The 21,884-nt window shown below is 64.4% G+C and carries 21 protein-coding genes; 6 read left to right on the top strand and 15 right to left on the bottom strand.

All coding sequences use genetic code 11. The features are described 5' to 3' along the window. Position 1: 1 nt before the first annotated feature. On the bottom strand, positions 2–1,798 hold the full coding sequence (atzF, locus tag AC5I5I_RS07380) for an allophanate hydrolase (protein WP_495971460.1): 1,797 nt from the start codon (positions 1,796–1,798) through the stop codon (positions 2–4). A gap of 277 nt (positions 1,799–2,075) precedes the next feature. Between atzF and AC5I5I_RS07375 the strand changes: the two genes are divergently transcribed. Then, positions 2,076–3,041: a Bug family tripartite tricarboxylate transporter substrate binding protein gene (locus AC5I5I_RS07375; RefSeq protein ID WP_495971458.1), complete on the top strand. Its 966-nt coding sequence runs from the start codon at positions 2,076–2,078 to the stop codon at positions 3,039–3,041. Between the two features lie 73 nt (positions 3,042–3,114). Here the strand turns inward: AC5I5I_RS07375 and AC5I5I_RS07370 are convergent, their stop codons facing one another. The 11 genes from AC5I5I_RS07370 to AC5I5I_RS07320 form a co-directional block, all read right to left on the bottom strand. Then, positions 3,115–4,068, bottom strand: coding sequence for an amidohydrolase family protein (locus tag AC5I5I_RS07370; protein ID WP_495971456.1), 954 nt, complete (start codon positions 4,066–4,068; stop codon positions 3,115–3,117). A gap of 4 nt (positions 4,069–4,072) precedes the next feature. Next, positions 4,073–4,999 carry a 3-hydroxyacyl-CoA dehydrogenase family protein gene (locus AC5I5I_RS07365; protein ID WP_495971454.1) on the bottom strand — a complete coding sequence of 309 codons (927 nt, stop codon included), beginning with the start codon at positions 4,997–4,999 and terminating at the stop codon, positions 4,073–4,075. A 3-nt stretch (positions 5,000–5,002) separates the two neighbouring features. Further along, positions 5,003–5,818, bottom strand: coding sequence for an SDR family NAD(P)-dependent oxidoreductase (locus AC5I5I_RS07360; RefSeq protein ID WP_495971452.1), 816 nt, complete (start codon positions 5,816–5,818; stop codon positions 5,003–5,005). A 139-nt stretch (positions 5,819–5,957) separates the two neighbouring features. Next, entirely contained in the window at positions 5,958–6,299 is a 342-nt protein-coding gene (locus tag AC5I5I_RS07355) for a cupin domain-containing protein (RefSeq protein ID WP_495971450.1), read from the bottom strand. Then, the gene (locus AC5I5I_RS07350) at positions 6,299–7,138 is read right to left on the bottom strand and encodes a cyclase family protein (RefSeq protein WP_495971448.1); all 840 of its coding nucleotides are present in this window, start codon (positions 7,136–7,138) and stop codon (positions 6,299–6,301) included. Before AC5I5I_RS07350 ends, AC5I5I_RS07355 begins: the two co-directional genes overlap by 1 nt. A gap of 16 nt (positions 7,139–7,154) precedes the next feature. Then, the gene (locus tag AC5I5I_RS07345) at positions 7,155–7,958 is read right to left on the bottom strand and encodes an IclR family transcriptional regulator (protein WP_495971446.1); all 804 of its coding nucleotides are present in this window, start codon (positions 7,956–7,958) and stop codon (positions 7,155–7,157) included. Positions 7,959–7,960: 2 nt separating this feature from the next. Beyond that, positions 7,961–8,914, bottom strand: a complete 954-nt coding sequence (locus AC5I5I_RS07340; protein WP_495971444.1) for an amidohydrolase family protein — start codon at positions 8,912–8,914, stop codon at positions 7,961–7,963. Positions 8,915–9,334: 420 nt separating this feature from the next. Then, entirely contained in the window at positions 9,335–10,096 is a 762-nt protein-coding gene (locus AC5I5I_RS07335; RefSeq protein ID WP_495971442.1) for an SDR family NAD(P)-dependent oxidoreductase, read from the bottom strand. A 63-nt stretch (positions 10,097–10,159) separates the two neighbouring features. After that, positions 10,160–11,143 (bottom strand): Bug family tripartite tricarboxylate transporter substrate binding protein, encoded by a 984-nt coding sequence (locus AC5I5I_RS07330; RefSeq protein WP_495971440.1) that lies wholly within the window; start codon positions 11,141–11,143, stop codon positions 10,160–10,162. A 122-nt stretch (positions 11,144–11,265) separates the two neighbouring features. Continuing rightward, positions 11,266–12,057 (bottom strand): enoyl-CoA hydratase-related protein, encoded by a 792-nt coding sequence (locus AC5I5I_RS07325; protein ID WP_495971438.1) that lies wholly within the window; start codon positions 12,055–12,057, stop codon positions 11,266–11,268. A gap of 2 nt (positions 12,058–12,059) precedes the next feature. Further along, entirely contained in the window at positions 12,060–13,433 is a 1,374-nt protein-coding gene (locus tag AC5I5I_RS07320; RefSeq protein WP_495971436.1) for an MmgE/PrpD family protein, read from the bottom strand. Positions 13,434–13,545: 112 nt separating this feature from the next. Here AC5I5I_RS07320 and AC5I5I_RS07315 point away from each other — a divergent pair, with 112 nt between their 5' ends. The 3 genes from AC5I5I_RS07315 (at position 13,546) to AC5I5I_RS07305 (ending at position 16,431) form a co-directional block, all read left to right on the top strand. Continuing rightward, complete coding sequence (locus AC5I5I_RS07315; protein WP_495971434.1) at positions 13,546–14,343, top strand: IclR family transcriptional regulator; 798 nt, start codon at positions 13,546–13,548, stop codon at positions 14,341–14,343. A gap of 69 nt (positions 14,344–14,412) precedes the next feature. Further along, on the top strand, positions 14,413–15,132 hold the full coding sequence (locus AC5I5I_RS07310; RefSeq protein ID WP_495971432.1) for an ion channel: 720 nt from the start codon (positions 14,413–14,415) through the stop codon (positions 15,130–15,132). Between the two features lie 51 nt (positions 15,133–15,183). Then, complete coding sequence (locus tag AC5I5I_RS07305; protein ID WP_495971430.1) at positions 15,184–16,431, top strand: TAXI family TRAP transporter solute-binding subunit; 1,248 nt, start codon at positions 15,184–15,186, stop codon at positions 16,429–16,431. Positions 16,432–16,446: 15 nt separating this feature from the next. On the opposite strand, the gene AC5I5I_RS07300 is transcribed toward AC5I5I_RS07305, so the two are convergent. Continuing rightward, entirely contained in the window at positions 16,447–17,379 is a 933-nt protein-coding gene (locus tag AC5I5I_RS07300) for a hydroxymethylglutaryl-CoA lyase (RefSeq protein WP_495971428.1), read from the bottom strand. Then, complete coding sequence (locus tag AC5I5I_RS07295; RefSeq protein ID WP_495971426.1) at positions 17,376–18,827, bottom strand: NADH:flavin oxidoreductase; 1,452 nt, start codon at positions 18,825–18,827, stop codon at positions 17,376–17,378. The genes AC5I5I_RS07300 and AC5I5I_RS07295 overlap by 4 nt, the downstream gene beginning before the upstream one ends. Positions 18,828–18,966: 139 nt before the next feature. On the opposite strand from AC5I5I_RS07295, the gene AC5I5I_RS07290 reads away from it, so the two are divergent. Then, positions 18,967–20,580, top strand: a complete 1,614-nt coding sequence (locus AC5I5I_RS07290) for an AMP-binding protein (protein WP_495971424.1) — start codon at positions 18,967–18,969, stop codon at positions 20,578–20,580. Between the two features lie 123 nt (positions 20,581–20,703). Continuing rightward, entirely contained in the window at positions 20,704–20,958 is a 255-nt protein-coding gene (locus AC5I5I_RS07285) for a hypothetical protein (RefSeq protein ID WP_495971422.1), read from the top strand. A 66-nt stretch (positions 20,959–21,024) separates the two neighbouring features. Here the strand turns inward: AC5I5I_RS07285 and AC5I5I_RS07280 are convergent, their stop codons facing one another. Then, entirely contained in the window at positions 21,025–21,813 is a 789-nt protein-coding gene (locus AC5I5I_RS07280; RefSeq protein ID WP_495971420.1) for a Crp/Fnr family transcriptional regulator, read from the bottom strand. Between the last annotated feature and the right edge of the window lie 71 nt (positions 21,814–21,884).

Here is a 21,884-nt window from a genome sequence, read left to right as displayed (position 1 = left end):
GTCAGCTCTTCCGGCTTTCAACGAACGCCCGCCAGCCGCCGAATTCCGAAATATCCCGCGCGCCTTCGGTCGCCAGCGGCTCGACCAGAAAACCATGCACCTGCCGTCCGTCGCTCAGGCGAAGCGTGCCGATCGAGAGCGGTGCCGGCACGCCGGCGACGAAGCGGCCGAAGCCGTCCGCAGTCAGCGCCCAGAGTTCAAGCGTGATCGAGGAGCCCTTGCCGTCGGCAACCCGCAGCATGCCGGGCTTTGGCGGTGTGGTCCCGGCAAGCGCATAGAGCTTGTAGTCCGGCGCGGTCTGCGTCTCCTCGACGAAGCGCGCATTGAGCGCGCGCAATTCTCCGTTCAGCGGCATGCCGGACAGATGCGCGCCGACCACCGCGATCAGGATTTCCCCGGGCTTTGCCGATGGCGCCAGCGTTGTCAGCGCCGGCTGCTTCACGCCCAGCGCGCCGAGCGGCATTTCGGTCTGCGCATGCATCACGCGGCCAAGACTTGCCAGCGCCGCATCGCGCCCGCTGCGCGCCAGGAAGGTCACGCCATAAGGCGTGCCGTCCGCGGCAAACGACACCGGCACCGCCAGTCCGCACAGATCGAGCAGGTTCACGAAATTGGTGTAGGTGCCGAGATTGCTGTTGAGCGCGATCGGATCGGCCGCGAGTTGCGCTGTGGTGTAGGCCGCCGGAACGGTCGGGACCATCAGCATGTCGAAGCCCGAAAACATCTCGAGCGCTGTGCGCTTCAGCGCGGCCAGCCGGTAGAACGAACGGAAGGTGTCGGCCGAGGAAATCTTTGCACCGCCGAGAATGATCTCGCGCGTGACCGGATGCACCTTGTCCGCATTCGCCTCGATGAAGGCGCCGACGGCGGCGTAGCGTTCCGCCACCCACGGGCCTTCGTACAGCAGCCGCGCGGTTTCGAGCAGCGGCGCGATGTCGATCTCGCGGATCGTCATGCCCATGTTTTTCAATAGTGAGATCGCCGTGTCGAAGGATTGCTCGCTCTGTTTGTCTCCGAAGAACAGCCGGCCATTGGCATCCGGGACGGCGATGACCAGCGATGACGGCGCGGCGCCGAGCGCGCCCGCGGGCATCACCCGCGAATAGGGATCGTTCGCGTCGGGGATCGCCATCGCCTGCAAGGCGACGAACGCATCGTCGACCGTCAGCGCGAATACCGACACGCAGTCGAGCGACCGGCAGGCGGGAACCACGCCTGAGGTCGAGACGAGCCCGAGGCTCGGCTTCAGTCCGACGATATTGTTGAGCCCGGCCGGCACCCGGCCGGAGCCCGCGGTGTCGGTGCCGAGTGCGAGCGGGACCAGTCCCGCTGCGACCGCAACCGCGGAGCCCGAACTCGATCCGCCCGGGACCAGCTCGGCGCGGTGCGGATTGCGCGGCACGCCGTAGGGCGAGCGCACGCCGACAAGGCCGGTCGCGAACTGATCGAGATTGGTCTTGCCGATGACGATGGCGCCCGCGAGCCGCAGCCGCGTCACCGCCGTGGCGTCGGTGCCGGCCTTGTAGGCATAGGCCGGGCAGGCGGCTGTGGTCGGCAGGCCGGCCACGTCGATATTGTCCTTCACCGCGACCGGCACGCCATAGAGCAGTTTGCCTTCGGGCCCCGCCGCCATCAGGTCGCGGGCTTCAGCGAGCGCCTCTTGTTCGTCGCGCAAGGTGATGAATATCGCCGGGTCGCCATGCGCGCGAATGCGCTCATAGGCGCGCCGGACGGTGTCTTCAGGCGTGGTGGCGCCGGAGCGATGTGCGGCGACGATATCGCTTGCGGTCTCGCTCATCGGGGCGATCCGTTTGCGGTCAGTTTGCGGGATCCGCAGAACATGGCGCGAGATTGAAATCCGATCATGCGAGGGCCGAATGCTGCGCTGGGGGTGAGAGGAACGGGGAGCGGCGCGCGGGCCCCGCTATAACGCATGCCGACGTCAGGCGAAAATCGTACCGCCTGGCGGGACGCGGCCCGACGCCGCCTTGTCCGGCCACCGATACACTCGTATTGAGAGCCGGTACACAAAAAAGGCCGCCCCTCGGAGAGGCTGTCCATTCGGGAGGATATGCATGATCATCCGCATTCTCGCGGCTGCCGCGTTGCTGGCGGTGGCTCCGTTGGCCGCAAACGCACAGGACTGGCCCGACCGCCCGATCCGCTTTGTCGTCACGCAGGCCGCCGGCGGGACACCCGATATCATCGCCCGGCTGATCGGCGAACGCGTCGGCAAGGTGCTGGGGCAGCAGGTGGTGATCGAGAACCGCCCCGGCGCCGGCAATGTCATCGGCGCGCAGGCCGTCGCCCGCGCCGCGCCGGACGGATACACGTTCCTGTTCGCGACCGCGGCCGCTTTGGTCACCAATCCGCATACTTTCAAAACGCTCCCTTACAATGCCGAGAAGGATTTCGTGCCGGTCGGCAACATCGCCCGCGTGCCCTTCTTCGTCATGGTCCATCCAAGCGTGGAAGCAAAATCGTTGCCGGAATTGATCGCGCTGGAAAAATCCAGGCCGGGCAGCCTCTCGGTCGCGACCGACGGCAGCCGCAATTTCTCCGGCATGCTCACCGCATGGCTCTCAAAGCTCGGCGGCGTGACACTCACGCAGGTGCCCTATACGGCGATGCCGCAGGGCATCCAGGATACGATCGCGGGCCGCGTCCAGGTCGTGATGCTGGCGGTGCCGTCGGCGGCGCCGATGATGGAGCGCGACCAGCTGCGCGCGGTGGCAACGAGTTCGGCCGCGAAGGTGCCGGGTTTCGACCAGGTGACGCCGGTTGCACAGACATTCCCGGGCTTCGATTTCATCGGCTGGTTCGTGCTGGTCGCGCCCGCCGGCACGCCCGACGCCATCGTGCAGAAGATGAACCGTGCGCTCGACGAAGTGCTCAAGAATCCGGAGGTGGCGGAGCGGATGCGCAAGGTCGGCTTCTACAGTGACGGCGCCGGCACACCAGCGGAGGCCGCGACCTACGTGAAGGAGCAGTACGACGCGTGGGGCAAGGTGGTGAAGGAGATCGGGCTGGAGAAGGAATAGGTCGTTCGTAGCCCCGGGTTGAGCGGAGCGAAACCCGGGACGACCTCTCCAGCATTTCGCCGCTCAATGCGGGCTACGACAGTTTGAGCAACCGCGCTGCGTTGCCCGACAGGACGAGTTCTTGCGCTGCCGCATCGAGCGCTGCGCAATCGCGCACGAAATCCGTTGGCTTCATCTCGCCGACCGGATAATCCGATCCCATCACGACGCGCTCCGGTCCGACGACCGCGACAAGCTGGCTCAGCGTGTCCGGATCGTAGACGCAGGTGTCGTAATGGAGCATGCCGACATAATCGAGCGGCGGCTTCGTCATGTTGACGCGCGTTGCCGGCTTCTCGATGTAGTTGCGCGCGATGCGGCCGAGATAGAACGGCATGTAGCCGCCGCCATGCGACACCACAATCTTCAGCTTCGGATAGGCATCCAGCACGCCTTCATAGAACAGCGAGGCAACCGCCATCGCCTCCTCGAACGACTGGCCGATCGAATTCCAGAGCTGCCATTTGCTAAAGCGCGGATCGGGATTGCCGGCCGGATGGATGAAGACGACGGCGCCGAGCGCCTCGGCACGCTCCCAGAACGGACGCAACGCCGGGTCGCCGATTTCGCGGTCGCGGACGCGGGTCGAGATCGTGACCCCGCTCAGCCCGAGGCTGTCGATGCAGCGGCTGAGTTCGTCCGCGGCGCGTTCCGGCGCCTGCAGCGGCACGCTGCCGAGGCCGCGGAAGCGGGCCGGATGTTTTGCGACAGCCTGTGCGATGCGCTCGTTCATGGCCGCGTCGAGCCGCAGCGCCGTGTCCGGCTCCGCATCGTAGCTGCATTGATGAACCAGGCTGGACGACAGCACCTGAACCGCGACGCCCATCGCATCCATCGCGGCGATACGCGCGTCCAGATCCGCCATGCGTGCGATCACCGCCGCTGCGCGCGCGGGATCGGTGGTCTGCGCAAAGATGCTGAAGGCCTGCGTCTCCCGATAGATCGCGGGATCGACCAGATGCGCGTGGAAGTCGACCGCACCGCGCATGGCGTCAGCGATGGTCCCGGGTCTGATCCTGGGCGCGTGCCGCTTTCAGATGCTGCGTGACCTTCGCGCGCAGCTCTTTCTGCTGCTCCGGCGTCCAGGTCCGGAAGCCTTCGCCGGACTTGAAGCCGAGCTTGCCCTCGGCGACGAGCTTTTCCAGATAGGGCGAAGCGGCCGGCCGGCTCTCGATTTCCGGCAGCACCGTGTTGTGGATCGCGAGCGTCAGGTCGGTGCCGACGAGATCGGCATTCTCCAGCGGCCCCAGCACCGCGAGCCTGCGCCCGAACGCCGCCTTGATGACGGTGTCGACCGTTTCCGCATCGCAGATGCCGTGCTCGACCAGCGCAACCGCCTCACGCCATAGGGCGTGTTGGAGCCGGTTGCCGACGAAGCCAGCCACGTCCTTCTTCACATGCACCGGCGTCTTGCCGATCGCCTTGTGCAGCGCCATCGTGGTCTCGATCACCACCGGCGCGGTCCATGGCGTGCCGATGACTTCCACCAGCGGCACCAGATAAGGCGGGTTCCACCAATGCGTGCCGAGCGCGCGCTCGCGATGCTTCAGCCCCTCCATGATCTTCGTGATCGGGATCACCGACGTGTTGCTGGCGAGGATCGTGTCGGGACGCACGTGCTTCTCGATCTCGGCGAACAGCTTCTGCTTCAGCGGCAGATCCTCCAGCACCGCCTCGACCACGTAATCCGCATCGCGCACGGCTGCCGCCATGTCGGCGTGTGGCGTGACGCGATTCACCGCATCCGGATCGTCGTCGAGATCGGCGAGGTTGGCGCTGATGCGGGCCTTGACCGTCTCGAGATTGGCGGTGAACGAATCCGTGATCGTCACCTCATGGCCACCGAGCGCGAACACCTGCGCGATGCCGTGGCCCATCAGACCGGCGCCGATTACGGCGATGCGCGCTTTGCCAGACATGTGTCAGCCCGCCGTATAGCCGCCGTCGGCGTAAAGGATATGCCCGGTGTAGAAGTCCGACGCCGACGAGGCGAGGAACAGCAGCGGCCCCGCAAGGTCTGACGGCTCGCCGAGCCGGCCCTTCGGCACCCGCGCCAGGAATGCGCCCCGCACGCCCTTGGCCTTCTCGGTGTCTTCATACATCCAGGCGGTCAGCGCCGAACGGAATACGGTCGGCGCAATCGCATTCACGGTGATGCCGGTGTCGCCCCATTCGCAGCCGAGCGCCTTGGTGATGCCGTCGACCGCCGATTTCGATGCGCAATAGGCGGTGTAGCCGGCCGGATGGCCGAGCAGGCCGCGTGCCGACGACATGAGCACGATCTTGCCCGAAGTCTTGCCGTCCTTGCCCTGCGCCAGCATCTGCTTGCCGGCGGAGCGCGCCATCAGCCAGCTCTGCGTGACATTGGCATCCATCACGTCGAGGAAGCGCTCGGGCGCCATGTCGACAATCTTGGCGACATCGTTCTTGCCGGAGCCGACCACCAGAATGTCGAGCCGGCCGAACTTGTCGACCGCGGCCTTGACGATCTTGTCGCAATTGGCTTCCGAGTTCGGCCGCACCGCGACGGCTTCGACCTTGGCGCCGAGCGCTTCGCATTCTTCCGCGGTCTTTTTCAGCTCGGCGACATTGCCGGCGGCGATCACGATATTGGCGCCGGCGCCGGCCAGCACTTTCGCGGCCAGCGCACCGAACGCCCCGGATGCGCCGGTAACGATCGCGGTCCGGCCCTTGATGTCGAACAGGGAGAGCGGGTTTTTTAGGAAGTCTTCGGACATGGGAATACTCCTACTTGTCTCCGTCACCCTGAGGTGCGAGCGAAGCGAGCCTCGAAGGGCGACGGAGAAAGCGTCAAGAACTTTGGCCGTTCATCCTTCGAGGGCGGGCTGCGCCCGCCACCTCAGGATGACGAATCGATTATTTCCGCGGCGGCAGCATCGCCACCACGATGGTGCAGACTTCATTCGAGCGATTGATGATCTCGCGCTGTTCGTTCGGCCCGATGTAGCAGGAGTCATTAGCCTTCAGCACATGCTCCTTGCCGTCGACGATGACGGTGAGTTCGCCGGACACGACGAAATACACCTTCTCCGGCGGCGAACCGTCCGGACCTGCGCCACCGCCAGGGAGAAAATGCGACAGCCCGACGATCATTTCCTTGGAGCCGCCGGCCTCCGCGCCGAACAGGCGCAGAGAGCTGTAGCCTCGATGGTTCGGCGCCTCGTAGGGCTTCGCCTCGTTGAACCTGCGAACGATCATCAGAACTTCTCCCCGCTCTCGATGCGGTAATTGCCCTTCGGATCGATCATCGCCACCAGGCGGATGATGCAGCCATCGCCGCGATCCCAGTTCCACGGGAAGAACGCAAAGGTGCAGCGGCGCCCGGTGACCTTGTCGAGGTCGCCGCCGACATTCTCGATGCCGAGGATGCCGTTGGAGAACAGCTTGCGATGCACCGGCTCCCATTCCGGGAAGTCGTCCTTCCAGTCGCGCCCGCCCGACCATTCCTTGTATTCCTCGGCGAGATGCGGATGCAGCGGTCCGTTGCGCTGCGGGCCGATCGCGGTCGCCAGCGGGTGATCGTTGGCCTGGGTGTCGTGGCCAACCACCTTGACCTTCTTCTCGACGAACCAGTCGCCGGCCGATCCGACGAAGCCCGGCGCGCGGCAGAAATAGTCTTCCGAATCCTCGTACTGATGATGCCAGCCGGTATTGACGATCACGACGTCGCGCGGGCGCACGATCTTGCCGGCCGCCTTTTCCATGTCGTCATAGGTGATCGGCTCCCACTTCTTTTTCGGGATCGACACCACGATGCCGGAGCCGAAGAAGTGCGGCAGCGGCACCTCGTCGATGAAGGGCGTGCCTTGCACCACGTGGGCCGGTGCGTCGATATGCGTGGTATTGTGCATCGAAGTGGTGATGCGCTGCGACAGCACGCCGGACTTCGCCATGTAATGGATGCGCTCGATTTTCACGTCCTCGAAATACGGCCAGTTCGGGGATTGATAACCGAAGCGATGCGAGAGGTTATAGAATTCGAGCCCCATCGCGTTGTGAAGATTTTCTTCGAAATCGATGCCGCGAATTTTCGCCATGCACCCGTCCTCCCTGTTAGCTGGTTGAGCTGGACAGGTGACCTGCCAGCGTTCTCTTGGTCGCGAGCAGGCGCTCGCAAATCAGTTCGCGATCCTTCTGGAAGCGTTGTGTCGGCACCGGAACCGAGATCGCGACGAAATTACCGAGCATGTCGCGCATGGAAACGCCGGCGGCGCAGATGCCGATGGTATGTTCCTCGCAATCGAGCGCGTAGCCGTTCCGGCGCACCGTCTGAATGTCTTCGAGCAGCTGCGGCAACCGCGTGATCGTATGCGGCGTGCGCGCCTTGTAAGTCTTGCCGACCAGCGCCTCGATCGCGGCATCGTCAAGTTCCGCGAGATAGGCCTTGCCGTTTGCTGTGCAGGTCAGCGGGAAGCTGTCGCCGACCGCCGACACCGTGCGCAGGCGCTGCGATCCGGTCACCTGATCGATGAACACCAGATGATCGCCCTTGATCGATGCGAGATCGACGGTCTCGTGCAGTTCCTTCGACAGTTCGATCAGGAACGGCCGCGCCAGCGCGACGAAATCGGTCCGCACGGAGCCGGCCAGACGGAGGATGGTGGGGCCAAGCCGCACCCGGCCGGCGGGGGAGGCGGCGACCACCAGCTTCTCGGTTTCAAGCGCCGACACGATCCGCTGGACGGTGGAGCGGGCGAGCCCGACTTTCAGCGCGATCTCGCCGAGGCTGAGGCCGGTGGTGGTGTCTTCCAGCGCGCGCATGATCGCGGCGGCGCGAGCGATCACCTGAACCTGGCTTTTCTCCTGGATCTTGTCGGCCGTTGGCGCTCCGGCCGGATGCTTCATCGCGGCGGTCATGGTTACGCTCCGACGCGAAGCAGTCGCGCGGCATTGTTGTAGGAGATGTCTTCGATCACGCCGCGATCGAGCGGCAATTCGTCCATGAAGGCACCGGCCTCGGCCGGGTCCTCGAACGGATAATCCGCCGAATACATCACGTTCTCGCGGCCGAGCGCCTTGAGCGCGCAATCGATCGGCTCGAACGAGAACATGCCGGAGGTGGTGACCACGAGATTTTCGCGGATGTAGTCCGACGGCCGCTTCTTCAGCTTCACGCCATAGAGCTGGGCGCGGCTGTCGAAGCGCCAGAGCTGATAGGGCAGGGTCTCGCCGAGATGGCCGAGCGCGAGCTTGGCTTTCGGGAAGCGATCGAACAGGCCGGAGAACACGATGCGCAGTGCATGCGTGCCGGTCTCCACCGTCCATTCCCAGGTGGCGCGCTTCAGGCCGCGATAGCCGTCGAGCGCCGGCATCGGGGTGATCGGATCGGCCGGATGGATGTAGATTGGAATGCCGAGCGCTTCGGCGCGCTCCCACAGCGGAAACGTATCGGGATGATCGAGATACTGGCCGTTGGTATGGCCGTTGATCATGGCGCCGGAGAATTTCAGGTCGCGCACGCAGCGCTCCAGTTCGTCGGCCGCGGCCTTCGCGTCCTGGACCGCCAGATGCGCGAAGCCGAGATAGCGATCCGGCTTCTTCTGCATCTGGGTGGCGAGGAAGTCGTTGCCCTGGCGCGCCAGCTTGGTCGCCTTGGCCTTGTCGGGCTCGATCTGCACGCCGGGGCCGGCAAGCGAGAGCACGGCCATGCCGATGCCGGAGGTGTCCATCGCGGCCAGCCGCTGCTCGCCGAAATCGTTAAGCCGCGCGAGCACCTGCGCATAGCGCGCGGGTTCGACATCCTCGACCGTCTTCAGCCAGTACGGCTCGAAGCCGGGGGCCATGAAGTGTTCTTCGAGTGCGATGCGTTTCATGTGCGATGCGGATGCTGCGTGCCGCAGCGAACCGTCTCCTCCCTGGGCGTGAACCGCAATGCGGTACATCTGTATCGTGTTGCGGGCATTTTATGCAGGGAGACGGCGATGTCAAATGCGGTGTTTGTGTCCCAAACGCGGTGCAATTCAGAATTCAGTCGGATGAGTTGAGGGCGAAAGCGGTCGCCCGCGCGAACAGGCAAAAAATCAGGGACGGCCATGCTTTGTGCGCGGGTCCGTCATTGCGAGGACTGCGAGGCGTTGCCGAAGCAGGACGACGCAATCCACCGCCGACAAATCGGCGGCACCATTGATCGAGGACGCGCGTGCATTGCTTCGCGGAGCCTGTCATCGGGCCGCGCGAAGCGCGGACCCGTTGGCGCGCAATGACGAGGAAATAGTCGCGGGGGCGACCAAACCTCAGATCATGTAATGCCCGCCATTGACGTGCGTCGCCTGGCCCGAGACGAAGCCGCCGCCGGGAGAGGCCAGAAACGCAACCGCCGCCGCGACCTCCGCGACATCGCCGAAACGCCCGAGCGGAATCTCCGACTGGATCTTCTCTTTCGCCTGGTGCGGATACTGGCTCCAGTCGCGCTCGGTATCGATCGCGCCGGGCACCACGCAATTCGCGGTGATGCCGTCCGGCCCGAATTCGCGCGCCATCGCCTTCGCCAGCCCGTGCATGCCCGCCTTGCAGGTGATGTTGTGCGCGCGATGCGTCACCTGCGCCCAGAACCCGTCGAAGCCGGAAATGAGAACGATGCGGCCCCACTTGTTCTTGCGCATATGCGGGATCGCGTGACGCGACAGATAGAAGGCGGAACTGAGATTGGTGCCGAGCACATTGTTCCAGTCTTCCGGCGTGATCTCGAGAAACGCCTGATAGCGCCTGATGCCGACATTGTTGACCATGATGTCGACGGAGCCGAACGCCTCGACGCAAGACTGAATGAGCTTGCCGCATTCGGCGTCCTTGCCAACATCGGCCATCACCCCGATCGCCTTGCCGCCCGCCGCCTTGATCTCGGCGACGACATTGTCGACCGCGTCCTTGTTCGAGGAGCCATTGACGACCACGGATGCGCCTTTCTTCGCCAGCGCATGCGCGATGGCGCGCCCGATATTGCGGCCCGATCCGGTGACGACCGCGGCGCGGCCCTGCAAGTCCTGCTCAGACATGATGTCGCCTCAAATAAAAGCGGCGCCCGTTACGAGCGGGCGCCGCGATGTGTGGTCTCACCGTTATTGCGGCGTGATGCCGATGGACGGAATGACCTTGGTCCAGTGATCGAATTCTTCCTGCATCGACTTTTGCAGGTCTTCCGGCGTGCCGCCGGCCGGCGTCGCGCCCTGCGTCTTCATCTTGGCGATGATGTCCGGCTTCTTGATCGCTTCCGAAATGATTTCGTTGACGCGGTCGACGATCGGCTTCGGCGTGCCGAGCGGGGCAAACACGCCCAGCCAGTTGAACGTATAGACGCCGGCCACGGTCTCGGACACCGTCGCGATACCGGGCAAATCCGGCGAACGCTTCTGCTCGACCAGCCCGATGATGCGGATGGTGCCGGCCTGGTGCTGCGGCAGGACCGCGGGCGTGGTGCCGAAGCTGATCGGGATATGGCCGGCCACGAGGTCGGCAATGGCCGGGCCGCCGCCGCGATAGGGCACGTGCACCATGTTGATGCCGGTCTTCTGCTTGATCAGTTCGCCGGCGATGTGATGCGCGGAGCCGATGCCAGCGCTGCCGAAGCTCATTTTCTGATCCGGATTTTTCTTCGCGTAATCGATCAGCTCCTGCACGTTCGTGACCGGCAGCTTGGCGTTGACCGCAAGCGTCATCACCACGTCGGCGACCTTGATCACCGGCGTGAACGACTTCATCGGGTCGAACGGGAAATTCTTCTGCATGTGTGCGTTCATGGTGACTGGCGCATTCACCGTGACCATGAACGTGTATCCATCGGGTGCGGCCTTCGCGACCTGCGCCGCGCCGATGGTGCCGCCGGCGCCCGGCTTGTTCTCGACCACCACCGGAACCTTCAATTGCTCCTCGAGCGGGTCGCGGATCAGGCGGCCGATGAAATCGGTGGAGGCGCCGGGCGGATAAGGCACGACCAGCGCGATCGGGCGGCTTGGCCATTTGTCCTGCGCAAGCGCTGCGCCGGACGCAATCGCGATACCGGACGCGGCCAGCGCCAGGACGGCGGTACGTCTGCAGAATGACATCAGATCTCCTCCCAGTTGGATCGGCGGACGAATCCGCTGAATGCGCCCTTCGGCGTCTTTGTCGCGGTCAGTGTAGATGCGCTGTTGCGGTCAGTCCAACACCCGTGTTGACCGGCCAAACATCAGCGCCCCTTGAAATCCGGCTTTCGCTTCTCGTTGAAGGCGCGCACGCCCTCATGGCGGTCTTCGGTCGAGATCATGCGCTCGTAGCATTGAATCTCGAAGGCCAGTCCCGATTGCAGGTCCATATTGATGGAGGCGTTGACCGCCTTCTTGATCTGCCGCACCGAGATCGGCGCGTTGTCACAAATGGTCTTTGCGAGACTCGTCACCTTCGGCATCAGGTCGGCTGCGTCGCAGACCTCGTTGACCATGCCCCATTCGTGCGCCTGTTCGGCCGAGAAGGGCAGGCCGCTCATGATGATTTCCTTGGCGCGGCGCACGCCGACCGCGCGCGGTAAATTCTGCGTTGCGCCCGCGCCCGGCATGATGCCCCGGGTCACCTCCGGCAAGGCGAAGCGCGCATGTCGTGCGGCGTAGATGAAGTCGCAGCACAGCGCGAGTTCGCAGCCGCCGCCGAAGGCGACGCCATTGATCGCGGCGATCACCGGCACCGAGCAGTTGATCACCGAATAGGCGGCTTCCTCGATGATGGCGTGCTGCGCGCGCCATTGCTCATCGGTCATGCCCTGGCGTTCCTTCAGATCGCCGCCGGCGCTGAAGGCCTTCTCGCCGGTCGCGGTGAGGATCACGCAGCGTACGTCGCCGGGATAGAAGGCGAGCTTGCCGAAGACCTTGTAGAGATCTTCCGAGGTCGCGGTGTTGAGCGCGTTATGGACCTCGGGGCGGTTGAAGCGGACCACCATCAGACCCGGTTCGGGCCGCTCCACCAGAAGATGCTTGAGACCGTCCATGGTTATGCGGCGCTCGCTTTGGCTTTGCCGGCCGGGAACAAACCGAACCCATCGATCGAGGGCATGCGATCGAGCCCCTGGATCGTGTCGAACAGGGTGCGGGTGCCGCGCTCGCCGAGCGAAGGCTTCACGCAATCCTCGAACTTCGTCCACATCGCCTCGGTCTCGACCCCGCGCTGGAAATGCCCGCGCGGACGTTTCACCGCCTCGGTGGTCAGCTTGCCGCCGCCGCGGACATGCAGCGTCACCCGATCGAACGGCGAATGCGCCGGTTCGTGATCATCGCGCTCGGAGGTGGTTACGACGCGCACCTTGCGGATCAGGTCCTGCACATCGGGCCGGTTCACGAATGCATCGGTGAGTTCGGCATTGCCGCATGCGCCGGCGACGATGGCGGAGGCCATGGCGAATTCACCGGAAATTTTTGCATCGAGCCCGTTGGTCGGACGATGCACGCGCAGGATTTCGGCCTGGGTCTCGCCGATTTCGAGATCGATCGCCTCGACATCTTCGGCCTTGACCGGATTGACCTTGCGCATGTCGATCACCGCATCGATTGCGCGATGAACCGCGTAGCAGACAGGATAGAGCTTGATGTTGATGCCGGCGCGCAGGATGCCCCAGTCCTTGCCGAAAGCGGCCGGGGTCTGGGTATCGACCTGGCCCTTCGGCGAAATTGCGCGCAACAGGCCGAGATCGTCCTCGATCGCGGTGTCGGTCGAGGTCAGGCCGGCTTCTGCGAGACGTGCTGCGAGCAGACCCGACTGGGCGGCGCGGCCGACCTGATAGGGCTTGGTCATGGAGCCGAAATTGCCGACGATCCCGCCCGCGAGCGAGGCCGCGATACCGATGGTCCGTGTGGCCATCGCGGCATCATGGCCGCGCAGCGAGGCCACCGCGCCGGCAGCGGCAATGGTCCCAAGCATCGCGGTCGGGTGCCAGCCCTTGCGGTGATGCTGGTCCGGATCGCGCCGCGCCATGTCGGCCCAGAGTTCGTAACCGGCGACATAGGCCGTCATCATCGCACGGCCGTCGGCGCCGGATTCGGCCGCTTCCGCCAGGATGGTCGGGACCAGGATGGCGCTCGGATGTCCGGCGAGGCCGGTGTCGTCGTAATCGATGGCGTGCGAGGCGACGCCGTAGATCAGGGCACGTTCCGGTGCGGGCGCTTGCAGCGCCGAGATCGGCGTGTTGGCGCCGTCATGGACGATACCGAGGCCGCGCGCGGTGGTCCGGGTGACCGGTTCGTTCCAGCCCGTGACCATGCAGGCGATGCAGTCGGTGAAGCCCAGACGAACCGTGTTCAGCGCTTGCGGAGGCAGCGCGTCATAACGCAGGCCGGCGACGAAGCGCCCCATGTCGGTCGTCAGTCCCATGCCCCGGTTTCCTTCTCCTGCACAGACGAGCCGGGTTAGGAAAGCTGGTTTGTCATGTCAACGCGAGGTTTGATATAGGAAACACATGTCTCCCGGAACCGGACCGCTTGCCGTGCCAAAAGCTGACAACGATGACTCCATCGACCCGCGCTATATCGTGCCCGGGCTGTCGCGCGGGCTTGCGCTGTTGCAGCTGTTTCCGCGCAGCAAGCCCGCCAAGACACTGGCCGAACTCGCGGCCGGCCTCGGGCTGACGCGGTCGGCGACCTACCGGCTGGTCTATACGCTCGAGGCCGACGGCTTCATCGCGCGGGATTCCGAGACGCGGCGCTACCGCCTGACCTCGAAAACCCTGGACCTCGGCTTTGAATATCTGCACGCCCAGCCGATCACCGAAATCGCGCAGCCCTTCCTGCGCGCTTTGAGCGATCGCACCAATTCCGCCGCCCATGTCGCCATTCTCGATGGATGGCATGCGGTCTATCTCGCCCGCGCGGTGCCGAATGTCGGACTGGTCAGCAATCTGCAACTCGGCGCACGGTTGCCCGCGCACACCACCTCCAGCGGCCGCGTCATGCTGGCCCACCAGGACGAGGCGCGTCTTCGCGATCTCCATGACCGTCTGCGCAAGGAATTGCGCGGCGCACAGGCGGTTCCGCCGCTTCAGGATTTCAACAACCAGATCGCGGTGGACCGGAAACGCGGCTACGTCTTCCACCGTTCAACGGTCGATCCCGGGCTGGTCAGCCTGGCCTATCCGATCCGCGGGCACGATTCGCGGGTGGTCGCCGCCGTCACCGTCATCGTTCCGGAAAAACTGTCGGACACGATCGGCGGGGAGAGGGCGCTGCGCCCGATGGTGTATGAGACGGCGGACGCGATCTCCCGCAAGATCGGGTATCGTGGCTGACAATGGCAAGAAACGCGGCGCAAGCTGTGTCAGAATGCGTCGATCAAACCGGCGATTCGCCATCACCCCATGACCAAATCGACAGGCGATGACAGCTCCGAGGTCTTCCGCTACGGCGGGGCCGGTTCCGTGCTGCTGATCGCGTTGCTGCTTTATGTCGGATTGCACCCGTTGGCGCTCGGCGGAACGGTCGCGCGGGTCGCCGGTGGACTGATCGTTGTCGTCATCCTGGTATCGGGGACCATGGCGGCGAGCCGCTCAAGGGTCCTGCGCGCAGTCGGACTGGTGCTCGCGATTACCACCCTGTGTTTGCAGGTGGCATGGTTTGTAACGGAAGACCGCATGGTCGAGGCCGCGATGATGGCGGCCTTCGCCATCTTCTGTTTCTTCACGGCTTCGGTCATTCTGAGCCACGTGCTGTCATTCGGTCCGCTCTATGCGGATCGGGTCCATGCGGCGCTGAGCGTCTACATCCTGCTCGCCTTCGCATGGGCGGGGGGCTATGCCATGATCGAGATATTGTCGCCTGGGTCCTTCTCTTTCCCGGCCGGTGTCGGCGCCAAGGATCAGGGCGGCCCTCTGCTCGCCGACATGATGCATCTCAGCATCGCCGCACTGACCTCGACCGGGTTTGGCGACATTACCCCGGTCGCGCCTTTTGCGCGCTCGCTCAGCCAGTTGGAACAGTTGACGGGTGTGTTTTATATCGCTGTATTAATCTCGCGGCTCATCGGCCTTTACCCGATGGAAGAGCGCGGGCGACAGGAGCCGGGGCCCCCGGCCGGGTAGCTTTCGATGCATCTTTCTCGCTGGATGAGGGTTGCGCTCGTTATCGGTCTTGTGGCTCTGACCACGGGCTTGGGCTTATACGCCTATCGCTATTCGACGCGCCCGGTCACGCTCACTGTTGCGGCCGGCTCGCTCGACGGCGAGGGTGCGCGGCTGATGAACTCGCTGGCCTCAAGGCTTGCCTCGACAGCCAATTCCAGCATCCGGTTGAAAGTCATCGATACCGGAACACCGCTCGGCGCCGCCGAAGCGTTTGCCAAGGGCGACGTCGACCTCGCCATCGTCCGCGGCGATGCCGCCGATCTGAAAGGTGCGCGGACCGTGGTGGTGATCACACACGGCGTGCTGATGCTGCTCGGTCTGCCTGGGACATCGATCACCGATATCGATCATCTGAAGGGCAAGACCATCGGTGTCGTTGGAGGTCCGGTCAATCAACGGATCGCTTCCGTGCTGGACAGCGAATACGATCTATCGCGATCGAAAGTGAAGTTTCAGGACATCACGCTTCCGGAAGTTGCTGCTGCCATCCACAACAAGAAAATCCAGGCTCTCCTGCTTGTCACTCCGATCTCCGGCCGCTACCTGACCATGCTGCGCAATCTCTTCCCGCGCGACTCCAAGAAGAGTCCGACGCTGCTCGCGATCGATTCCGCGGGCGCCATCGCGGCCGCGGTCGGGGCCTACGAGAGCTTCGACATTCCGAAGGGAACGATCCGCGGGTCGCCGGCGATCCCGGATGATGATCTGACCACATTACGTGTACCGATCTATCTGATCGCGAAAGAGAAGCTGAGCACTGATGTCGCGACGCAACTCACCCAGGCGATTATGGAGACTCGCGGCAGCATGATCGGCGAACATCCGATCCTCGCCCAGATCACTGCGCCGTCGACCGAGAAAGACGCGCCGATCCCGATCCATCCCGGTGCCGAGGCCTATTTCAGCGGCGACGTGAAGACGATCTTCGACAAATACGGCGACCAGTTCTTCTATGCGTCGATGCTGCTCGGCATGTTGAGTTCGCTGGCCGCCGCCTTCTGGAAATTCATGATGCCGGTGCCCGAAGGCGGACGCCCGCCAGAGCGGCTCTATAACATCACAGGGCGCATCCGCGATGCGGCCACGGCCGAAGACCTCGACCGGATCGAGGACGAGATCGACGAGATTCTGCGCACCGAATTGTCGCGTGAGACCGGTGGCGACACCGATGCGGGCGGTCTGCAGATCGCGCTCAGCCGTCTCGAATATCTGATCAAGCAGCGGCGGCGGATATTGCAGGCGCCGCTGGCCGGATAACGGCGGCGGGCTTTTTCAGTCCACCTTCACCCGCGCCGCGTCCATGGCGTGCAGCTCGGACGCCTTGCCCGATTTCATCACCATGCCGGGAAGCGAGCGTCCCAGCGCCTCCTGCGCCTTGCGTGCAACCTCGACCAGCGCGTCGAGGTCGATCCCGGTCTCGAGCCCCATTTCGTGCGCCATATGCACGAAATCCTCGGTGCAGATATTGCCGACCGCGCGCGGCGCAAACGGACAGCCGCCGAGCCCGCCGATCGAACCCTCGAAATGTCGGATGCCGCAATCGAGACCGGCCAGCGCATTGGCGATGCCGAGACCGCGGGTATTGTGCAGGTGCAGCCCGATCACGGCCTGCGGAAAGGTCTTCTGCAGGTCTTCGACCGTTCGCCGGATGCGGTCGGGATTGGCGACGCCGGTGGTGTCGGCGAGATAGACGATCGGCGCCCCGTGTCCGAGGAGTTGCTCCATCATCCGGTGCATGCGCTCGCGCGATACCGGACCCTCATAGGGGCAGCCAAAGGCAGTGGCGATGGCGCCGACCACGCGGCTCTGCGTGCCCTTTGCAGCCGCCGCGATCTCGTCGATCGCCGCCATGCCTTGTTCGGTGGTCATGCGCACGTTCAGCCGGTTGAAGCTGTCGCTTACGGCGACGCCGACCTTCAGGTCGTCGATGCCGGCCGCGATGGCACGTTCGGCGCCGCGGGCATTGGGGATGAACGCTGCGTAGCGGACGCCCGGCTCGCGTCTGATGCCCGCGGCGACAGCCTCGGCGTCGGCTAGTTGCGGGATCACCTTCGGATGAACAAAGCCGGTGATCTCGATCTTCGTCAATCCGGTCTTCGACAAGGCGTCGATCAGTGCAATCTTGGTGTCGGTCGGGACGAAGCTGCGCTCGATCTGCAGCCCGTCGCGCATGCCGACTTCGCTGATCTCGATGCGCTGCGTCATTGCGCGGGCGACCAGTCCGGCGCGGTCAGGCGGCGCTTCTTGTCCGCGGTCTTGCTGACCTTCGGATCGTCGAGCCCTTCCTTGTCCCAGAGCTGGCAGGTGACGGTCTTGTGCTTCTGGTCGAGGCCTTCGCAGTAATTGGTGAATTCGCAGACGCGCACGCGGTCGCCGAGACCGAGTTTCGTTTTCAGGAACCAGTCCGGATCGGCGAGCGACTGGCGTGCGGAGCCGACGATGTCGCAGACGCCGTCTTCGAGCATCTTCTCGGCAAACTCGAAATTATGCACGCCGCCGGTGCAGACCACCGGTGTCTGCAGCCCCGCGCCATGGATGGCCTTGCGGATTGCCGTGGTGGCGTCGACATTGCGGCCGAACGGCCCGCGTTCGTCGGAGATATATTGCGGCATGCACTCATAGCCGCTCGGGCCCGTATAGGGATAGGCCGCGCCGCCGACACCGGGCTGCTTGGCGTCGTCGAACTTGCCGCCGCGCGAGGTCGAGATGAAATCCATCCCGGCTTTGGCGAATTCCAGCCCGAAATACACCGCATCCTCGACGCCGCTGCCGCCGTCGATGCATTCGTCGGCGAGATAGCGGCAGCCGACCGCGAAGTCGGGCTTGGTCCGCGCGCGGACCTCCCTGAAAACCGCGAGCGGCAGCTTTGCGCGGTTCTCCAGCGAGCCGCCATAGCCGTCATCGCGGGTGTTCTTGCGCGAGAGGAACGACGCCATCGTATAGGCATGGGCGTAATGCAGCTCGACGCCGTCGAAGCCGGCCGTCTGCGCGCGCAAGGCGGCATCGGCGAAAAGTTTCGGCAGCACGTCCGGAAGTTCGCGGACATGCGGCAGATCCATGTCCGTGACCCGCTCGCGATAGCCAAACTCCAGCGATTCCAGCTCGCGCTCGGTCAGGATCTTGGCCAGTTCGTCCCGCTTCATCCCGGCCAGCGCGGCGCGGAGTTCGACATCGCTCAGGCCGGGCAGGGCGGCCCGATGCGCATCGGTAATTGCGAGAAAACGTTCGAAATATTTCTTCGCGTCGGGCCTGCGACGGATCGACAGGAAGTCGATGAGCTGGATGAAAACCCGCGACTGGCCCTCGCTCGCCTCGCGCACCGCCTCGACCAGCCGTGTCAGGCCGGGGATGAACCGATCGTCGCCGATCCGCATCAAGGGCCCGCTCGGGATGTCCCGAATGCCGGTGGCCTCAACCACGATCGCGCCGGGACGCCCTTTGGCGAAGCGGGCATACCACTCGACCACGGCATCGGTGACGAACCCGTCTTCGGTCGCCCGCCATGGCACCATGGCCGGCACCCAGGTGCGCTGCTCAAGCGCAATGGGGCCGACCGCCACCGGCGAAAACAGCCGGGAGGCCTGCGCTTCGGCGCTTGTCGGGATCCGGCCGAATGTCGGCTCGAACTGGATGCGCTGCGGGGGACGCCACATCGGTTCGCTCGCATTTTGAATTATATCCAGATGGATGTATGCGTCTGCGGCAGGGCCGTCAATCGGACCCCCGACGACGGTTGTCACCGCCTGTCCCGCGCGGATAGGTTTCAAAAGCTCTCACCCGCCATTCTCCTCCATGCTCGATCCCAGCGCCTTCCCCGACAGCTTCGCGCGCGACCATTTGCCCCCGTTCGATCTTTGGCCCGAATTCGAGGGACTGGATGAACTCGGCTATCCGCAGCGCTTCAATGCGGCGGCCGAACTGATCGACCGGCAGGTGGCGGCAGGGTTCGGCCCGCGCCCGGCGATCCGTACCCCGGCCGTGACCTGGACCTACGCGGAACTGCTCGACAAGGCGAACCGGATTGCGGCGGTGCTGCGCGACGATCTCGGCCTGGTTCCCGGCAATCGCGTGCTGCTGCGGTCGGCCAACAATGCGATGAAGGCCGCGGCCTGGCTGGGTGTGCTCAAAGCGGGCGGCATCGCGGTCGCCACCATGCCGCTGCTGCGCGCCGCCGAATTGTCCTACATGCTCGAGAAGGCAAAGGTGCAGTTCGCGCTTTGCGACGCGCGGCTGACCGATGAGCTCGACAAGGCAGCGGCCTCTGCGCCCGGCCTGAAGTCGGTCGCGTTTCATACCGATGCCGCCGATGGCCTCGAAGCCCGGATGGCGCGAAAGAGCGGCGACTTCGACAACGTCATTCCGTCCCATGACGATGTGTCGCTGATTGCCTTCACCTCCGGCACCACCGGGCTGTCCAAGGCCACCGTGCATTTCCACCGCGACGTGCTCGCGATCGCCGATTGCCTGCCGCGTCATATCCTGAAGCCCACGCCCGACGATGTGTTTCTCGGCTCCGCGCCATTCGCCTTCACCTTCGGGCTCGGTGCGATGCTGGTGTTTCCGCTCCGCTTCGGCGGCTCGGCAGTGATGCTCGAACAGCCGGCGCCGGAAGCCATGTTGTCGGCCATCGAGCGCGAGGGCGTGTCGCAACTGTTTACGGTGCCTACCTTGTATCGCGCCATGACCCCGCTCGCGGCCGGCTACGACGTGTCATCGCTGAAGAACTGCATCTCCTCCGGCGAGCATATGCCGCTGGCGGTGTTCGAGGGCTGGTACCGCGCGACCGGCGTCCGGCTGATGAATTCGATCGGTTCGACCGAGATGCTGCACGGCTTCATGATCAATCAGGACACGCAGCGTATTCCGGGCGCAGTCGGCGAAGCGGCGCCTGGCTATCGCGCGATGGTGGTCGACGAGGAGATGAATCCGCTGCCGGCACGGCAGGTGGGGCGGCTGGCGGTGCGCGGTCCGACCGGATGCCGCTATCTCGACGATCCCGAGCGACAACAGAAATATGTGCAGGCTGGCTGGAATCTGACCGGCGATGCCTTCGAGACCGATGACGACGGCGTGTTCTGGTATCACGCCCGCACCGACGACATGATCGTTAGCGCGGGCTACAACATTTCCGGCGCCGAGGTAGAGGGCGTGTTGTTGCAGCATGCCTCGGTCGCGGAATGCGCGGTGGTGGGACTGCCGAACGAGGAGCGCGGACAGATCGTCGCCGCTTATGTGGTCCTGCGCGACGGTGCCGTGAGCGGCGAGCTCATGAAGCGGGAATTGCAGGATCTCGTGAAGGCGCAGATCGCGCCGTACAAATACCCGCGCGCCATCGAGTTTGTTGCGGCGCTGCCAAAAACCATCACCGGCAAGATCCAGCGCAGCGCGCTGCGGGAAAACCGATAGCGCTCGCCGTTCGCGGTCGCGGCGCTTCGCGACGAGGTGTGCGATTTCGCACAGGCAGGTGCAACGGCAGCCACCATCTCCGGGTTCACTTGGCAACATGCCAATGGAATTCGGAGTAGCAACATGAAACGCTTGATCACTTCGGCCCTCGCGTTGGCCCTTATTGCCGGCCCGCTTGCGGCCTCATCCGCGGATGCGCAGACCGGCCGCCACCAGGTGAAAAAGTCCGCAGCTGCGGCCCGCGCGCAGGTCCCACCGCGCGCTCCGGTCACGCAACTCGCACCGAAATCAACGGCGGTTTACGAATGGGGCAAGTACCAGGGTCAGGATCCCGACCCCAATGTGCGGCTGATGCTGCGCCGTGATGTCCACAATTAGGTGTGGCGCAGAATTCCGTGCGACATCAATCGATGACAAGGCCGGCCGCGGCGCCGGCCTTGTCGCTCAGACCAGATCGCCGCTGAGATCGGCATTGTCGCAGCCGGCGTCGCGCTTGAGCATGCATTGCAATGTCTTGGTGTCGGTCAGGACAAGAGCGCCGCGCTTGCGTTCGACCAGGCCCGCACGCTCCAGCGCTTTCATTTCGCGCGCCACCGTCTCGCGCCTCGTACTGATGCGTGCGGCGATGGCCGACTGAACCGGCGGCGGCGAGATGACGGCGACATCCTTCTCGCCGTTCTTCTGCTGCGACAGCCGAAGCAATTCGGCATAGATGCGGTGCTTGACGTCCAGTGTGGTGAATTCGCGGACGCGGTCGGTAAGCGTGCGGATAATTCCGGTCAGCCGCACCAGAACCTGATTCGCGGCGTCCGAGTGACGGCAGATCGTCCGTCGGAAAACCTCTCGCGGCATCCGCGCGATCACCGCATCGGTCACAGCCATCACGCCGATCGCACGGGGCTTGCCGTCGATGGCGTCCATTTCGCCAAAGTAGCTTCCGGCATCCAGATCCTGAAACAGCACCTCGCGACCCTGGGATTCCGGAATCTTGACCCGGACCGTGCCACTGATGACAAAGAAGACGTCGCCGCCGGTATCGTGACGTTCGATGATCCAGTCATTGCGGGAATATTTCCGCCACGTGGATTGCCGGTCCAGATCGGCAATCGCCTCGGCGTCGAGCGATCGGAACAGTTCGATCCGTGCCATCGTCTCGCGATACCGGCCTTGCGGCGCCGGGCGCGCCGAAGCGGCGGGATGGGTAACAGACAGGCCGGGGGAAGCGGTCAGCATCGCAATCTCTGCTCCGAGCATGAACCAGGTGAGCGCGTCCGCGCTGCTTTCGGAGAGACGAGATGGCGCTT

It is taken from the genome of Pseudorhodoplanes sp., from assembly GCF_059499825.1.
The sequence above is the reverse complement of the archived record's forward strand: the minus strand, read 5'-3'. Positions and strand labels throughout refer to the sequence as shown.

What these genes read in the sequence shown, in the direction of transcription:
- atzF (WP_495971460.1), bottom strand. Translation starts at nt 1,798, where the DNA reads ATGAGCGAGACCGCAAGCGATATCGTCGCCGCACATCGCTCCGGCGCC.
- AC5I5I_RS07375 (WP_495971458.1), top strand. Translation starts at nt 2,076, where the DNA reads ATGATCATCCGCATTCTCGCGGCTGCCGCGTTGCTGGCGGTGGCTCCG.
- AC5I5I_RS07370 (WP_495971456.1), bottom strand. Translation starts at nt 4,068, where the DNA reads ATGCGCGGTGCGGTCGACTTCCACGCGCATCTGGTCGATCCCGCGATC.
- AC5I5I_RS07365 (WP_495971454.1), bottom strand. Translation starts at nt 4,999, where the DNA reads ATGTCTGGCAAAGCGCGCATCGCCGTAATCGGCGCCGGTCTGATGGGC.
- AC5I5I_RS07360 (WP_495971452.1), bottom strand. Translation starts at nt 5,818, where the DNA reads ATGTCCGAAGACTTCCTAAAAAACCCGCTCTCCCTGTTCGACATCAAG.
- AC5I5I_RS07355 (WP_495971450.1), bottom strand. Translation starts at nt 6,299, where the DNA reads ATGATCGTTCGCAGGTTCAACGAGGCGAAGCCCTACGAGGCGCCGAAC.
- AC5I5I_RS07350 (WP_495971448.1), bottom strand. Translation starts at nt 7,138, where the DNA reads ATGGCGAAAATTCGCGGCATCGATTTCGAAGAAAATCTTCACAACGCG.
- AC5I5I_RS07345 (WP_495971446.1), bottom strand. Translation starts at nt 7,958, where the DNA reads ATGACCGCCGCGATGAAGCATCCGGCCGGAGCGCCAACGGCCGACAAG.
- AC5I5I_RS07340 (WP_495971444.1), bottom strand. Translation starts at nt 8,914, where the DNA reads ATGAAACGCATCGCACTCGAAGAACACTTCATGGCCCCCGGCTTCGAG.
- AC5I5I_RS07335 (WP_495971442.1), bottom strand. Translation starts at nt 10,096, where the DNA reads ATGTCTGAGCAGGACTTGCAGGGCCGCGCCGCGGTCGTCACCGGATCG.
- AC5I5I_RS07330 (WP_495971440.1), bottom strand. Translation starts at nt 11,143, where the DNA reads ATGTCATTCTGCAGACGTACCGCCGTCCTGGCGCTGGCCGCGTCCGGT.
- AC5I5I_RS07325 (WP_495971438.1), bottom strand. Translation starts at nt 12,057, where the DNA reads ATGGACGGTCTCAAGCATCTTCTGGTGGAGCGGCCCGAACCGGGTCTG.
- AC5I5I_RS07320 (WP_495971436.1), bottom strand. Translation starts at nt 13,433, where the DNA reads ATGGGACTGACGACCGACATGGGGCGCTTCGTCGCCGGCCTGCGTTAT.
- AC5I5I_RS07310 (WP_495971432.1), top strand. Translation starts at nt 14,413, where the DNA reads ATGACCAAATCGACAGGCGATGACAGCTCCGAGGTCTTCCGCTACGGC.
- AC5I5I_RS07300 (WP_495971428.1), bottom strand. Translation starts at nt 17,379, where the DNA reads ATGACGCAGCGCATCGAGATCAGCGAAGTCGGCATGCGCGACGGGCTG.
- AC5I5I_RS07295 (WP_495971426.1), bottom strand. Translation starts at nt 18,827, where the DNA reads ATGTGGCGTCCCCCGCAGCGCATCCAGTTCGAGCCGACATTCGGCCGG.
- AC5I5I_RS07290 (WP_495971424.1), top strand. Translation starts at nt 18,967, where the DNA reads ATGCTCGATCCCAGCGCCTTCCCCGACAGCTTCGCGCGCGACCATTTG.
- AC5I5I_RS07285 (WP_495971422.1), top strand. Translation starts at nt 20,704, where the DNA reads ATGAAACGCTTGATCACTTCGGCCCTCGCGTTGGCCCTTATTGCCGGC.
- AC5I5I_RS07280 (WP_495971420.1), bottom strand. Translation starts at nt 21,813, where the DNA reads ATGCTGACCGCTTCCCCCGGCCTGTCTGTTACCCATCCCGCCGCTTCG.